This is a genomic window from Streptomyces sp. NPDC050422, assembly GCF_044458665.1.
Classification (GTDB): domain Bacteria; phylum Actinomycetota; class Actinomycetes; order Streptomycetales; family Streptomycetaceae; genus Streptomyces.
In genome coordinates this window covers 15,464-29,968 of record NZ_JBITIE010000004.1, presented here as the reverse complement: position 1 = coordinate 29,968, position 14,505 = coordinate 15,464, and the positions used below count along the sequence as shown (strand labels likewise).

Below are 14,505 nucleotides of genomic sequence, written 5' to 3'. Positions count from 1 at the left end.
CACTGCAGGAAGTGAGGCGAATTCCATCGTGTCGTTCACCGCAGCCACGAGGAGACCGACCCGGCTGGTCCTTGCCGGTCTGGCGATCACGGGCGTACTGGCCGGCGCGACGGCGACGCCGGCCAGCAGCCTGGAAGGCGCGCAGATCCAGGTGACGGCCCTGTCGTCACGGCCCGGCACGGTGTCGGGCGACGACGCCCTGATACGCGTCGAGGTGCCCGCGTCGACACCGGCCGGCACGGTACGGGTCGAGGTGGGGGGCCGGGATGTCACCTCAGGCTTCCGGCCCTCCGGCAACAACGCGCTGACCGGCCTGGTCGAGGACCTGTCCCGGGGTGACAACCTCCTCACCGCGAGCGCCCCGGGAGCGGAATCCGGTCAACTGACCCTGAAGAACCACCCGGTCACCGGCCCGGTCTTCTCCGGACCGCATGAGCAGCCGTTCGTCTGTGACACCGCCGAGTTCAAGACGATCACTGGCGTCACCCTCGGGCCGCCGCTCGACCAGGACTGCTCGATCAAGACCCGCGTCGACTACATGTACCGCACCACGGCCGGCACGTTCGTCCCCCTGCCGGACCCGGCCGTGCGCCCCGCCGACCTCGCGACCGCCACGACGAGTACCGGCGAGAAGGTCCCGTACATCGTCCGCGTCGAGACCGGCACCATCAACCGCGCCATCTACGAGACGGCCGTACTGCACGATCCGCAGTCCCCCGCCCCCGACCCGCTGCAGCGCGGTCCCGGCTGGAACGGGCGCCTGGTGTACGGCTTCGGTGGGGGCTGTTCGGGCGGCTGGTACATCCAGGGGCGCAACACCGTCGGCATCATGAACGACGCGTATCTGAGCAAGGGGTACGGCGTCGCCTCGTCCTCCCTCAACGTCTTCGGCAACAACTGCAACGACGTCCTGGCCGCCGAGACCATGAGCATGGTCAAGGAACACTTCGTGGAGACGTACGGCGAACCGGCCTTCACCATCGGCAACGGCTGCTCCGGCGGCTCGTACCAGACCCATCAGATCGCCGACAACTACCCGGGGCTGCTCGACGGCATCCTCTCCGGCTGCAGCTTCCCCGACGTAGGCTTCGGGACGGTCCAGACACTCAGCGACGCACAGCTCCTGAACCACTACTTCACTCAGGTCGCGCCCGACGCGTTCACCCAGGAGCAGCAGCGGGCGGTGTCCGGGTTCGGGAAGTGGGAGAGCATCGGCAGCCTGGCCAGGGCGGCCGGACGGATCGACCCGACGGTGTACTGCCCGGCCCAGCTGCCCGCGGCACAGCGTTACGACCCCGCGGCCAACCCGGGCGGTGCGCGCTGTGACGTCTACAGCCACACCGTGAACGTGTACGGCAAGGACCCGGAGACCGGGAAGGCGCGCAGGCCCCTGGACAACACGGGGATCCAGTACGGGCTCCAGGCCCTGAACGACGGAAACATCGACGTGGACCAGTTCATCGACCTGAACCGGCGTATCGGCGGACTCGACTCCGACGCCGAGCCAGTCGCTTCGCGTACTGCCGCCGATCTCGCGGCGGTGCGGCTCGCCTATCGCACGGGCCGTCTCCTCAACGGCGGTGGCGGGCTCGCGAACGTGCCGATCATCGACTACCGCGACTACGTGGACGACGCGGCGACCGGTGACATGCACATGCGTTTCCACTCGTTCTCCACCCGGGCACGGCTGGACAAGGCCAACGGCACCCACGCCAACCAGGTCATGCTGACCCGCGCCGGCGGGCACGGGTTCACGCTCGCCGGGATGGTGTCCGACATGGACCGGTGGCTGACCGCCACCAAGGGGGACGCAGGGGACGGCGCCCCGATCGACAAGATCGTCCGGAATCGGCCGGCGGGGCTCACGGATGCCTGCTGGACGCGTGGCATCGGCGCGCAGAAGATCGAGGAGCCGCAGGTGGAGGGCATCGGCAATACGGCGTGCAACACGCTCTACCCGGTGTGGACCTCGCCTCGGATGGTCGCCGGGGCCGATGTGGCCAACGACATCGTGAAGTGCCGTAAGCGGCCCGTGACCCCAGAGGACTACAAAGTGCCGGTGACTGACGGGCAGTTGAGCGCGCTGAAGGTGATCTTCCCGTACGGCGTCTGCGACTGGTCCGTTCCCGGGGCGGGGCAACAGGGGCTTGCCGGGACATGGCTCTCCTTCGGCCCGGGCTGACCGGAACCGACAGGGGCAGGCATTCGCGGGTCGCGCACCGGCACGGGTGTCACGAGGAAGTCTTCGGAGAACATAACCGTGCCGGAAGGAATGCATGAGGCCCATCCGCCGCTCACCGCCGCACAGATCCGCATCCCCCCTCTTGTGGAGGGCAGCAACGACGCCGAGATCGCGGCCTCGCTGAGGCTGTCCCGGCAGACGGTCGACCACCTCCTGCCAATCCTGGTACGCCGCGCCCTAATTCGGCCGCCACGGGGTGGGTGGACGGCTCCGATGCCGCGAAAGGTGCTCACAGAAGATCGAGAGATGCGCAAAGATGATTCAAAGTACCCTTGACCCGACAACTTTGAGCAAATAGCGTCTGGGCGTTCCAGTTTTAGGGCAGCGTCCCCCGCGGCACGGACAGTTCGGCCCCATGGCTCCTCCCGCGCGGTGAGGCTGCGCCCCCCACCCCAGGAAGGCTCCGCGTGCGCAGACGTTCCCTCCTCACAGCGGCTGCCGCCACGACGCTCACGGCGGCCCCGCTCGCGTCCGGCTGCAGTTCCTCCTCGTCACCCTCACCCTCCTCGGGCGACGGCTCCCGGCGCGGCCATCTCACCTACGGCGTCTGGGACGTCTACCAGGTGCCGGCCATGAACCGGGCAGCGCGGGAGTTCGAGCGCACGTGGCCGGGCGTCACCGTCGATGTGCAGCTCACCCCCAACGGGACGTACTGGACCAAACTGCGCACCGCGTGCACCGGCGGCGCCGCACCGGACGTCTTCTGGATGAACGGGCCCAACTTCGGCCTCTACGCCGATGCCGGGCAGCTTCTCCCGCTGGAGACCGAGGGGTCCGACGCCGTGCTGCGCCCCGCCGACTTCCCGGCCGACCTGGTCTCCCTCTACCGCTGGAAGGGCACCCAGTACGGCGCCCCCAAGGACTTCGACACGGTCGCGTTGTGGTTCAACAAGGAGATCTTCGACCGGGCCAAGGCCGACTACCCGGACGCCTCCTGGACCTGGCAGGACCTGATCGCCACCGCCCAACGGCTCACCGACCGCAAGCGCGGGATCTACGGCGTCGGGGCCCCGGTCCGCGCACAGGAGAACTACTACAACTCGATACCCCAGGCCGGCGGCTGGGTCATCTCCCAGGACAAGGAGCACTCCGGCTACTCCGACGACCGCACGCGGGAGGGGCTGCAGCTGTGGATCGACCTGATCCACCGCTACCGCGCCGCCCCGTCCCTGCAGCAGATGACCGACACCGACCCCACCCAGATGTTCCAGTCAGGAACGCTGGCCATGACCTACGAGGCGTCCTACAACGCGGCGACGTTCTACGCCGACCCCGAGCTGCGGGCCAAGGTGGACGTCGCGCCGATGCCCAAGGGCCGCCGCCGTGCCACCGTCCTGCACGGCCTGGCCAACGTCGTCTACGCCCGGACCCCGCAGCCCGAACTGGCCCGGGAGTTCGTGCGGTTCCTCGGCGGGGAGCGTGCCTCACTGCTCCAGGGCAAGTACGGCACCGCCATCCCGGCCCGCAACGGCACCGCGAAGCCGTGGGCGGCCGGAATGCCGCGCTTCGACCTCCAGGTGCACCTGGACGCGCTCGACTACGCGGTGCCCTTCCCCGGCTCCGCCAACAGTGCCGCCTGGCAGCACAAGGAACAGAGGTGGCTCGCCAAGGCGTGGAGCGGCGACGCGAGCCTCAAGGGCGCCACCGGCTCCCTGACCGATGCGATGAACCAGCTGCTCGCCCAGGAGAGGAAGGGCCGGTCCTGATGAGCCTCGATGTGCGTACGCGGTCCGCCGTACCGGCGCAGCGCTCCGGGCCGGACGTCCTGGACCAGCGGGAGCTGCGCCGGCGCGAGCGCCGCTTCAGGAACCGGGACAAGTGGTGGGGCTACGTCCTGATCGCCCCGGCCGGCCTCGGCCTCGCGGTCTTCTACCTGTGGCCCGTGGTGCAGACGCTCTACTACAGCTTCACCGAGTGGGGCGCCTTCGGCGGCACCACCTGGATCGGCCTGTCCAACTACCGCACGCTGGTGGGCGACCCGGAGTTCTGGGACTCGCTGGGCAACACGGGCGTCTACACCGGGCTGGTACTGCTCGGCATCCCGCTGTCGATGGCGCTCGCCGTGCTGCTCAACATCAAGGGCCTGCGCGGCACCGGCGTGTACCGCACGCTGTACTTCCTGCCCGTGGTCACGATGCCCGCCGCCGTCGCGGTGGTCTGGCGCTGGCTCTACAACGGCGACGCCGGCATCCTCAACCACGCACTGTCCTCGATCGGCATCGACGGCACCTACTGGGTGTCCGACCCGCACACCATCCGCTTCGCGGTAGCGATCGTCGGCGTGTGGATGACCGTCGGCTACAACATGATCCTGCTGCTCGCCGGCCTCCAGAGCATCCCCGGCGACTACTACGAGGCGGCGGCTCTCGACGGCGCGGGACGGGTGCGGCAGTTCTTCTCGGTCACCCTGCCACTGCTGAGCCCCACCCTGTTCTTCACCACCGTGCTCTCGATCATCCAGTCCCTGCAGGTCTTCGACCTGGTGTACCTGATCATCGGCGCCAATACGACGAACTCGCTCCAGAACCCCGCCTACGGCGAGGGCCAGACCGTCGTGATGCTCTTCTTCCAGAAGGCGTTCTTCGACAACCAGCGCGGCTACGGCGCGGCCATCGTCTGCGTGCTGTTCGTCCTGATCATGGCGCTGACCACCGTCCAGTTCCGGTTGCAGAAGAGGTGGGTCCACTATGCGTGAGGCGACTGTGCGTGACGCTGCGCGTAAGCCGACGCGGCGGGCGAGCCGCGAAGGCAGGATGTGGCCCGCCCACGTTCTGCTCACCCTCGGCGCGGTCATCACCGTGTTCCCCCTGGTGTGGGAGCTGCTCACCTCCTTCAAGAGCTTCGGTGAGTCCGTGCAGGTGCCGCCGACGATCCTGCCCGCGCACTGGGACTGGTCGAATTACAGCAAGGTCTTCGACGGGATCCCCTTCGGCCGGCAGTCCATCAACACCGTCGTGATGGCGCTGCTGCGCACCGCGGCCCAGCTGCTGCTCTGCTCGATGGCGGCCTACGCCTTCGCCCGGATCCGCTTCCCCGGGCGCGGGGCGATCTTCCTGGCCTTCCTCGCCGTGCTGATGGTGCCCGGACAGCTCTTCCTGCTCCCGCAGTACCAGATCATGCAGAACCTCGGCTGGCTGGACTCCATGCAGGCCCTCGTGGTGCCCGGCATGTTCTCCGCCTTCGGCACCTTCCTGCTGCGCCAGTTCTTCATGGGACTGCCGGAGGAACTGGAGGAGGCGGCACGCCTGGACGGCGCCAATCCGTTCACCGTCTTCTGGCGCATCGCCCTGCCGCTGGCCCGCCCCGGGCTGCTGGCGCTGGGCATCCTCACGTTCCTGTGGTCCTGGAACGACCTGATGTGGCCGCTGATCGTGAACACCGACCCGGCCAAGATGCCGTTGTCGGCCGGCCTGGCCTCGCTCCAGGGCGCCCACCTGACCGAGTACCCGGTACTGATGGCCGGCTCCCTCCTGGCGACTCTCCCGGTGATCGTCGTGTTCGTCGCGATGCAGCGCCAGTTCATCCAGGGCATCGCCTTCTCCGGCATGAAGGGCTGAGAACGCCTGACCGACACGTCCATCCGTACCGAGGGCCGGCTGGAGAACTCCCCCTGTGCGGCAACGGGCGGCGCAGGGGGAGGGACCACGGGGCCAGCTCAGCGGTTCACCGGCCGGGTGTCGGTGTCGAGGCCCCAGCTGCCGAGCAGCCGCATCGACTCCTCGGAGGCCGAACCGGGCGCGGCATGGAAGGTGACCAGCAACATGTCCTGGTCGGCCGGCAGCTTCAGCGTCTCGTAGGACAGGGTGAGGTCGCCCACCAGTGGATGGTGCAGCCGCTTCGTGCCGTACCCCTTCTCCTGGACCGTGTGCGCGGCCCACAGGGTCCTGAACTCCTCACTCTTCACCGAGAGTTCTCCCACCAGAGCCGAGAGCAGCGGATCGTCGGGCCAGCAGCCCGCGCACAGCCGCAGCGCGCTCACCAGCTCGACGGCCTTGCACTCCCAGTCCACGTACAGATCTCGCGAGTTCGGGTCGAGGAACACGATCCGGGCCATGTTCCGCTCCTCGGGCGGCAGCGTCGTCTCGTCACCGAGCAACGCCCGCGCCATCCGGTTCGACGCCAGGATCTCCATCCGCCGCCCCAGCACGTACGCGGGCACGCTGTCCATGGCATCGATCAGGTACTGGAGCTCCGCCCGCAGCCGCTGCGGGCGGGCGGCGGCGGCACGCTTCTTCTTCGTCTTCGGGTTCGCCAGGTGCGTGAGGTGAGCATGCTCGGTGTCCGACAGCCGCAGCGCACGGGCGATCGCGTCCAGCACCTCACCGGAGACGTTCCCGCTGTTCCCCTGTTCCAGGCGTGTGTAGTAGGCCACGGACACCCCGGCGAGCTGTGCCAGCTCCTCGCGCCGCAGCCCCGGTACCCGCCGGGCCCGTCCCACATCGGGCAGACCCACGTCCTCGGGCTTGAGCCGGGCCCGCCGGATACGGAGGAATTCACTGAGTTCGGCGCGCTGGTCCATGTCTTCCAGTATCCGGGTACGGCGTGGTGCCCACCGTGACCCTGCCAGTAGTACGCACAGCAGACGTAGGCACAGCGGGGACCTGGGCGTTTGTCGGGGAATGAGGCACAGTTGAACGACCACCCCACCTTTGAGGAGATCATTCCCGGATGACTGTCACCACCGTCGCCGCATACGCCGCCCCCACCCCCAAGGCCCCGCTGGAGCGCACGACCGTGCCGCGCCGCCCGGTCGGCGAGCACGACGTCCTGATCGACATCAAGTACGCAGGGATCTGCCACTCGGACATCCACCAGGCCCGTAACGGCTGGGGCGAGGGCATCTTCCCGATGGTTCCCGGCCACGAGATCGCAGGCGTGGTCGCCGAGGTCGGTCCGGGCGTGACGAGGTTCGCCGTCGGCGACCGGGTCGGCGTCGGCTGCATGGTCGACTCGTGCCGCGAGTGCGAGAACTGCAAGGCCGGCCTTGAGCAGTACTGCTCCGAGGGCAACGTCGGCACGTACAACGCCATCGGCAAGGACGGCGAGCCCACCTACGGCGGGTACTCCACCCACGTGGTGGTCGACGAGAACTACACCCTGCGCATACCCGAGGGCATCGCCCTCGACGAGGCCGCTCCGCTGCTCTGCGCCGGCATCACCACGTACTCCCCGCTCGCCCACTGGAACGCCGGTCCCGGCAAGAAGGTCGCGATCGTCGGCCTCGGCGGTCTCGGGCACATGGGCGTCAAGATCGCGCACGCGCTCGGCGCCGAGGTGACCGTGCTCAGCCAGACGCTGCGCAAGGAGGCCGACGGGCTGAAGCTGGGCGCGGACCACTACTTCGCGACCAGCGACCCGAAGACGTTCGAGCAGCTCAAGGGCTCGTTCGACCTGATCATCTCCACGGTCTCGGCGCCGCTGCCGCTGGACACGTACCTCGCGCTCCTCAAGACGGACGGCGCGATGGTCAACGTGGGGGCGCCGGAGGAGCCGGTCTCGCTGAACCTGTTCTCCGTCATCGGAGGCCGGAAGACCCTTGCGGGCTCCGGCATCGGCGGCATCCGTGAGACGCAGGAGATGCTCGACTTCTGCGCGCGGCACTCCCTCGGCGCCGAGATCGAACTGATCCGCGCGGACCAGATCAACGAGGCGTACGAGCGAGTGCTCGCCAGCGACGTGCGCTACCGCTTCGTGATCGACACCGCCACCATCTGACGTCCGTACCCCGGCCGGAAGCATCCGGTTCATCGCCGCCGACGGGGCCGACACCACGGTCCAGGTCCGTCGGGCGGACCGCTCCGAGAGCCGCGACGTGAAGGCCGCGGAGCAGATCGAGGTCGCCTGCAGCGACGGCACCCTGCACATCGCGGCTCTTGGAGCGAAGAACCGGCTACTCGGCAACTCCGGATCCATCGAGGTCACCATCCAGCTCCCCCATACGTGACCGTCGTACGGGCTCGCGAGCAGTGGATCGAGCAACATCCGGCGGCGATCTGACTGGGCAGATCGCCGCCGGACAACAGGCCCACCAGGTCTGCCGACGCCAGTTGCTGTCGGCGAGCAGGAGCCATGCCAACTGGGCGAACCTGCAGTTCAGGCACCCTTCTCGGCAGGTTCAAGAATCGCGACGCGTTCGACATGACGGGTCATCGGAAACACATCCGATTCGGGGACGAGGTTCGGATTGCCGGTCTCGACGACCTCCCATGCGCTCCCCGTGACACTCCGCCTCGGCGCTCAGCTTGTCGCGACCTGCCCCTCGGCGGTTGGCGGGGCTTGCGTGCGGTCGCGTGGGTTCATCCGGCCGCCTGTGTATGGGTTGCACGCTGCGGGGCCTGCTCATGCAGGCCACGTGCCACCAAAATGGCCGGCTCCGCAGAAACCCGCCCGATCCGCCCCGAATGCCGAAGTTCAACGCTGCGTAGTCAGCACCAAGTCAGCACGGGACAGGTGATCATCAGAGGTGCTGACATGCGGTTTCAGGTCAGCACCGAACCAGCACGGGAGTCAGCGCCGGAGCAATGCACCACGCCTCATAGCGCAATCCTGACAGGCCCCTGCCGGACTTCAATACGGTGCTCAGAACAGTCTCGACGTGCCTGTCGTAGTGGCCCCACGCACACCCGGCCCGAGAACTATGGTGTCCCGCAACATGTGCCTCTGACCTGCCCATTCCTACGGTGTGGCGACACGGAACCGTCCCCGCCAACCGTCCGGAAGTGGTACCCATGGCCGCCCCCGCATCCGCTCCCCCACCCGCCTCCAACCTCCGCCGCATCGTCGCCGCCAGCCTCATCGGCACGACCATCGAGTGGTACGACTTCTTCCTGTACGGATCCGCGGCCGCCCTGGTCTTCAACAAGCTGTTCTTCCCGGAGTCCGAGCCGCTGGTCGGAACCCTCCTGTCCTTCCTCACGTACGCGGTCGGCTTCGCCGCTCGGCCGATCGGCGCGCTGGTCTTCGGGCACTACGGCGACCGGCTCGGACGCAAGAAGCTGCTGGTGCTCAGCCTGTTGATGATGGGCGGGGCCACGTTCGCGATCGGACTGCTGCCGACACACGCCACCGTGGGCGTCGCCGCTCCGGTCCTGCTCACCGTGCTCCGGCTGGTGCAGGGTTTCGCCCTCGGCGGTGAGTGGGGCGGGGCCGTGCTGCTGGTGTCGGAGCACGGGGATGCGAAGCGACGCGGGTTCTGGGCCTCGTGGCCGCAGACCGGTGCGCCGGCCGGGCAGTTGCTCGCCACCGGGGTGCTCTCCGCGCTCACCGCGCTCATGTCGGACGCGTCCTTCGAGGCCTGGGGCTGGCGCATTCCGTTCCTGCTCTCCGGAGTGCTGGTGATCATCGGTTTGTGGATTCGTCTGTCTGTCGATGAATCGCCGTTGTTCAAGGCCGCGCTGGTCCAGGCCGAGGAGCGCAGGGCCGCCTCCGGGGCGGCGGAGAAGATGCCGGTCGTGGCCGTGCTGCGACACCACTGGCGTGACGTACTCATCGCCATGGGCGCCAGGATGGCGGAGAACATCAGCTACTACGTCATCACGGCGTTCATCCTCGTCTACGCCACGACGGCGGCCGATCTGAGCAAGCAGACCGCACTCAACGCCGTTCTCATCGCGTCGGCGATCCACTTCGCCGTCATCCCGCTGTGGGGTGCGCTGTCGGACCGGGTGGGGCGCAGGCCGGTCTACCTGGTCGGCGCGGTCGGGGTGGGGCTCTGGATGTTCCCGTTCTTCGCGCTGATCGACAGCCGGAGCTTCTGGAGCCTGCTCCTCGCCGTCACCGTCGGACTGTTCTTCCACGGGGCGATGTACGCGCCGCAGGCGGCGTTCTTCTCGGAGCTGTTCGCGACCCGGATGCGGTACTCGGGCGCGTCGATCGGCGCACAGTTCTCGTCCGTCGCGGCCGGTGCCCCGGCGCCGCTCATCGCCACCGCACTGCTCGCCGACTACGACAGTTCGACGCCGATCGCGCTGTACGTGATCGCCGCCGCGCTCATCACCGTGCTGGCCGTGGTCTGTGCCAAGGAGACGCGGCACCGGGACCTGGCGGACGTCGATCCGGACGGCGGGCAGGACACGCCCTCGGAACAGCCGGAGAATGCCGTACGCACCGGCAAGTAGCGTCTGATCCGCAGCGGTCGAGGGGGGCCGGGTGGCCGCGCGGCCACCCGGCCTCCCTCCCTCACGCCTGCGGGGTGGTGGCCTCGAACCAGGTGGGACCGTCGGTCATCGACTGCTTGATCCGCAGCAGCGCGAACTCGGGCAGCGGCGGCAGCGCGTCGATGTGGAACCAGCCCACCTCGAGCGACTCGTCGTCGTTGACCCGGGCCGTGCCGCCGGTGGCGCGGCAGCGGAAGGTGACGTCCAGGTACTGGCAGCGGTCGCCGTTCTCGTACTGCATGGCCGGCAGGGCCTGTGTGAGCACCACCCGCTCCGCCACGCAGTGCACGGCCGTCTCCTCGTACACCTCGCGCTCCGCCGTTGTCGCGGGCTGCTCCCCGGGCTCGGAGATGCCTCCGATCACCGACCACTTGCCGGTGTCGGCCCGTCGTCCGAGCAGCACTCTGCCCTCGTCGTCGAAGACGACGGCGGTGACGCCGGGCAGCAGGAGCAACTGGTGACCCGCCGTGGCGCGGATCTCGCGGATGAAGTCAGGAGTGGCCATGCGACGACCCTACGTGGCGCGCCGGCCGGTTCAGCGGGCGCGTCGTGCGCGCACCGCCCGCGTCGTCACCCAGCCGAGGCCGATCACCGCGAGCAGGGCCAGCACGCCCTCGGGCAGCGGGCCCATCCTGGTCGCCGGGGTCAGTGAGGAGCGCAGCGGCACCTCGTCCACCAGGGCGTCCGGCGTGAACATCTTCGTCTTCTGGACGACGGTGCCGTCCGGGCGGATCACCGCGCTGACACCGCTGGTGACGGGGACGACCACGGAACGGCTGTGCTCGACCGCGCGCACCCGGGACATGGCGAGCTGCTGGTAGGTCATCTCGCTGCGGCCGAAGGTGGCGTTGTTGCTCGGGACGGCGATCAGCTGGGCGCCGTGCTCGACCGTGTCGCGTACGGCGTCGTCGAACGCGGCCTCGTAGCAGGTGACCAGCCCGACGTAGGTGCCCGCCAGGTCGAAGACGCCGACCTTCTTGCCCGGTCCGAAGTCACGCTGCACCCGGTCGACGTCCGAGCTGAAGATGCGTACGAAGGAACGCATCGGCATGTACTCGCCGAACGGCTGGATGTGCCGCTTGTCGTACGTGGCCATGGGCCCCTTGTCCGGGTCCCACTGGATGAGGGTGTTGCGCAGGTTGCCGGTGTCGGGTTCGACGACCGCCCCGACCACGGTCGGCACTCCGATCGCCTTCACCGCGTCGTCGATGACGATCCTCGCGTCGGCGTTGCGGTAGGGGTCGAGGTCGGAGGAGTTCTCCGGCCACAGGACGAAGTCGGGCTGTGGGACCTTGCCCGCCTTCACGTCCCTGGCGAGCTGCTCCGTGCGGTTGGCGTGGTTGTCCAGGACGGCGCGGCGCTGGGAGTTGAAGTCGAGACCGAGCCGCGGCACGTTGCCCTGGATCGCGGCGACGGTCGCCGTGCCGTCCTCGGCGGCGTCGTCCACCAGGGGCAGCGACGCGAAGGCCGCGGCGACGGGTACCAGGACGGCCGCGGCGGTCGCGGCGGCGGCGAGCCGGGGCAGCTCGCCCGTGGCGCGGTGGATACGGAAGCGGCGGACCGCCTCGAAGAGGCCGAAGCCGCACAGCACCACGGCGAAGGAGAGGAGCGGAGTGCCGCCCAGCGCCGCGAGCGGCAGGAACACGCTGTCCGCCTGCCCGAAGGCGATCTTGCCCCAGGGGAAGCCGCCGAACGGCACCCGGGCCCGCAGCGCCTCGTCGAGCGTCCAGACCGCGGCCGCCCAGAGCGGCCAGGCGGCGAGCCGGGACACGGCGGAGATGCCGATGCAGCCGACCGCGATGAACAGCGCCTCGGCTGCGGCGAGGGCCAGCCACGGCACCGGGCCGACCTCTTCGCCCGTCCAGTGCAGCAGCGGCAGCATGAAGCCGAGCCCGGCGAGCAGACCGAGGCCGAACGCGGCGCGGAACCGGCGCTCGAACAGCACCCAGCCGAGCAGGGCGAACCCGGGCAGAACCAGCCACCACAGCGGTCGCGGCGGGAAGCTCGCGTACAGCAGCACGCCGGAGAGCACCGCGGCAGCGGGCCGTACGAGGCGCGGCAGCAGGCGGCGGGCCCGGGGGACGGAGTCAGGCATCTGCGGGTCGCCGACCTGGGCGATGGTGGTGCTCACCCGGCGGAGTCTACGGTGGCGGGCCGGGCCCCGGGGAGTCCCGCCCCGGTAACGGAATCCAAGCCGCCGGATCGTTTCTTCGCATCTTCTGCGCATATGAGCGCCGCGGCCGTTAACCTGTGCGCCAGTCCCCCGCCGACCGGCCGTATCCGGCCCTCGCGGACGGGACGGTCACAGGCCGGGGGGCGCACGTGATGGCTGCACCAGCAAGGCGGGGCCCCGAGGCCGGCAACGCGTCGGACGTCGCCGGGGCGCTGATTCTCGCCGCCTGCGCGACCTGGTCGCTGATCAGCGCGGCCGGGCGCGAGACCCGTCCCGAAGGGGTACTGCTCGCGCTGCTCGCCGTTGCGGCGGGTTTCGCCTGCGGGCGCATCTGCGGAACGCTGCTGCCGGTGGCCGCCGCGACCGTCGCCGCGCTGGCGGCGCTCGTCATGGCCCTCGTGTGGCGCCACGGCATGCCCGGCGCGACGGCCGCCGTGGACACCGCTCCCGGGCACACCGGCGCGGCAGCCGCGCTGCTGGTCCTGGCGGCCGGAGCGGCCTGCTGCGCGGCGGCAGCCACCCGGCGGGGATCGCTGCGGTTCACGCTGCGGCTGCTGGCTCTCGGCACGGCCTGCGCCTCGCTCGGGCTCGGATCCTTCGCAGGGTTCGCGGCGGCGACCGCCGTGCTGCTCTGCTCGCTGGCGGCGACCAGGATGCGGAGCCGGCTGATCGGTCTCGCCGGCTTCGCGCTGGCTGCCGGTCTGATGGCCGGCGTCTCGTGGGCGGTGGCCGAGTCCGTGCTGCCCGACGGGCTCTCGGCCTCCTTGGAAGGGCAGCTGACCGGCAACCGGGTGGCGCTGTGGCAGGACGCCGCGCGGCTGGCCGGGGAGCACCCGCTGCTCGGCATCGGACCCGACCGGTTCGCCGAACTGAGCCCCACCGCTCAGCAGACCCTCGGTTCGGACGGCAAGCCGCACTCGGCCGCGCTGCAGCAGGCGGCCGAACAGGGAGTGGTGGGTGTGGTGCTGCTGGCAGCCGCGTTCGGCTGGCTCCTGTACGTACTGTGGCGCTCGCCCCGCAGCACCGCGATCGCCCTGACCGCCGGGGCGGCGCTCACCGCACTGGCGGCGCTGGCGAACGTCGGCAACGCGCTGAGCTTCACTCCGGTGACGGCGGGGGCGGGGCTGCTCGCCGGGCTGGCGTCGGCCAGGCGGCCGATCGGGGCGAGCGGACCCGCGGGCGGCGGTACGCGGCAGTCTGCACGCGGTGTTGACGGCGTGCCCGGACACGAGCCGCGGGCCGACCGGGCCGGGCTGTGAACGGGGGACCTGATGGGGCCGGGGGCCGAGCAGGCCGGACCCGGATGTGGATCAGGCCCCGGCCGTTGCGCCGGTGGACGGCAGGTGCAGGCGGTCGCGGATGAACCGGACGCCCGCCTCCGCGTCGTCGACCGTGACCGTGAAGGTCCTGCCGTCGCCGAGCCTGAGCACCAGGCCCTCGCCCCGGCGCACGACCACGGCCGTGCCCTGCTCGGGGCGCCAGCGGTAGCCCCAGCCGCCCCACTGGCGCGGGGTGACCTGGGGGGCGAAATCGGCGCCCACCACATGCGTGAGCAGGATCCGGCGGCGCGGCAGGCCCATGTGGCCGCAGCGCACTTCGAGGGCGTCACCGTCGACGCGTACCGCCACGTTCACGAAGGCGAGGGTGCCGAACAGCATGAGCAGTCCGGCCGCCATGCAGCCGATCACCGACATCAGCAGAGGGGCGATGCCCGAGGTCCAGGTGGAGCTGACGGCCAGCTGGATGCCGAGCGCCAGGCAGGCGGCACCGGCGGCTGCGAGCACCCACTGGGTCCGGTTGGTGGCCCGGCCGGTCCAGACCGCGGTGTGGGTGTCGGCGCCGGTTCGCGCCGGGTTTCGGGGGTGGTCCTCCATGCCGAGCAGCGTACTGAAGAATGCGCTCGGGGGGGACGGGTCCAACGGCACCTGTCGGCC

Annotated in this window: 11 protein-coding genes and 1 pseudogene; 8 read left to right on the top strand and 4 right to left on the bottom strand. The window is 69.8% G+C overall.

The features are described 5' to 3' along the window. Positions 1-28 precede the first annotated feature (28 nt). The 4 genes from ACIBJG_RS06560 (at position 29) to ACIBJG_RS06545 (ending at position 5,799) form a co-directional block, all read left to right on the top strand. Positions 29-2,182 (top strand): DUF6351 family protein, encoded by a 2,154-nt coding sequence (locus ACIBJG_RS06560; RefSeq protein WP_399304593.1) that lies wholly within the window; start codon positions 29-31, stop codon positions 2,180-2,182. 467 nt (positions 2,183-2,649) lie between these two features. Further along, positions 2,650-3,948, top strand: a complete 1,299-nt coding sequence (locus ACIBJG_RS06555; protein WP_399304591.1) for an ABC transporter substrate-binding protein — start codon at positions 2,650-2,652, stop codon at positions 3,946-3,948. Beyond that, positions 3,948-4,937, top strand: a complete 990-nt coding sequence (locus ACIBJG_RS06550; RefSeq protein ID WP_399304589.1) for a carbohydrate ABC transporter permease — start codon at positions 3,948-3,950, stop codon at positions 4,935-4,937. The genes ACIBJG_RS06555 and ACIBJG_RS06550 overlap by 1 nt, the downstream gene beginning before the upstream one ends. After that, the gene (locus ACIBJG_RS06545; protein WP_399304587.1) at positions 4,930-5,799 is read left to right on the top strand and encodes a carbohydrate ABC transporter permease; all 870 of its coding nucleotides are present in this window, start codon (positions 4,930-4,932) and stop codon (positions 5,797-5,799) included. Before ACIBJG_RS06550 ends, ACIBJG_RS06545 begins: the two co-directional genes overlap by 8 nt. Before the next feature lie 98 nt (positions 5,800-5,897). Here ACIBJG_RS06545 and ACIBJG_RS06540 read toward each other — a convergent pair whose 3' ends face one another. Continuing rightward, positions 5,898-6,761, bottom strand: coding sequence for a helix-turn-helix domain-containing protein (locus ACIBJG_RS06540; RefSeq protein ID WP_399304585.1), 864 nt, complete (start codon positions 6,759-6,761; stop codon positions 5,898-5,900). A 149-nt stretch (positions 6,762-6,910) separates the two neighbouring features. Here ACIBJG_RS06540 and ACIBJG_RS06535 point away from each other — a divergent pair, with 149 nt between their 5' ends. The 3 genes and pseudogenes from ACIBJG_RS06535 to ACIBJG_RS06525 all read left to right on the top strand — a co-directional run bounded on the left by ACIBJG_RS06535 (position 6,911) and on the right by ACIBJG_RS06525 (position 10,359). Continuing rightward, the gene (locus tag ACIBJG_RS06535; RefSeq protein WP_363222962.1) at positions 6,911-7,957 is read left to right on the top strand and encodes an NAD(P)-dependent alcohol dehydrogenase; all 1,047 of its coding nucleotides are present in this window, start codon (positions 6,911-6,913) and stop codon (positions 7,955-7,957) included. A gap of 22 nt (positions 7,958-7,979) precedes the next feature. After that, positions 7,980-8,177, top strand: a pseudogene (locus ACIBJG_RS06530) (hypothetical protein); the annotation flags it as partial. Between the two features lie 793 nt (positions 8,178-8,970). Beyond that, on the top strand, positions 8,971-10,359 hold the full coding sequence (locus ACIBJG_RS06525) for an MFS transporter (protein WP_399304582.1): 1,389 nt from the start codon (positions 8,971-8,973) through the stop codon (positions 10,357-10,359). 61 nt (positions 10,360-10,420) lie between these two features. On the opposite strand, the gene ACIBJG_RS06520 is transcribed toward ACIBJG_RS06525, so the two are convergent. Then, the gene (locus ACIBJG_RS06520) at positions 10,421-10,903 is read right to left on the bottom strand and encodes an NUDIX hydrolase (RefSeq protein ID WP_399304580.1); all 483 of its coding nucleotides are present in this window, start codon (positions 10,901-10,903) and stop codon (positions 10,421-10,423) included. A gap of 30 nt (positions 10,904-10,933) precedes the next feature. Beyond that, complete coding sequence (lnt, locus tag ACIBJG_RS06515; RefSeq protein ID WP_399304578.1) at positions 10,934-12,529, bottom strand: apolipoprotein N-acyltransferase; 1,596 nt, start codon at positions 12,527-12,529, stop codon at positions 10,934-10,936. A gap of 194 nt (positions 12,530-12,723) precedes the next feature. Here lnt and ACIBJG_RS06510 point away from each other — a divergent pair, with 194 nt between their 5' ends. Continuing rightward, positions 12,724-13,830, top strand: a complete 1,107-nt coding sequence (locus ACIBJG_RS06510; RefSeq protein WP_399304576.1) for an O-antigen ligase family protein — start codon at positions 12,724-12,726, stop codon at positions 13,828-13,830. 51 nt (positions 13,831-13,881) lie between these two features. Here the strand turns inward: ACIBJG_RS06510 and ACIBJG_RS06505 are convergent, their stop codons facing one another. After that, a complete protein-coding gene (locus ACIBJG_RS06505; protein WP_399304574.1) occupies positions 13,882-14,445 on the bottom strand; it encodes a hypothetical protein in 564 nt (187 codons plus the stop codon). Positions 14,446-14,505: the final 60 nt, after the last annotated feature.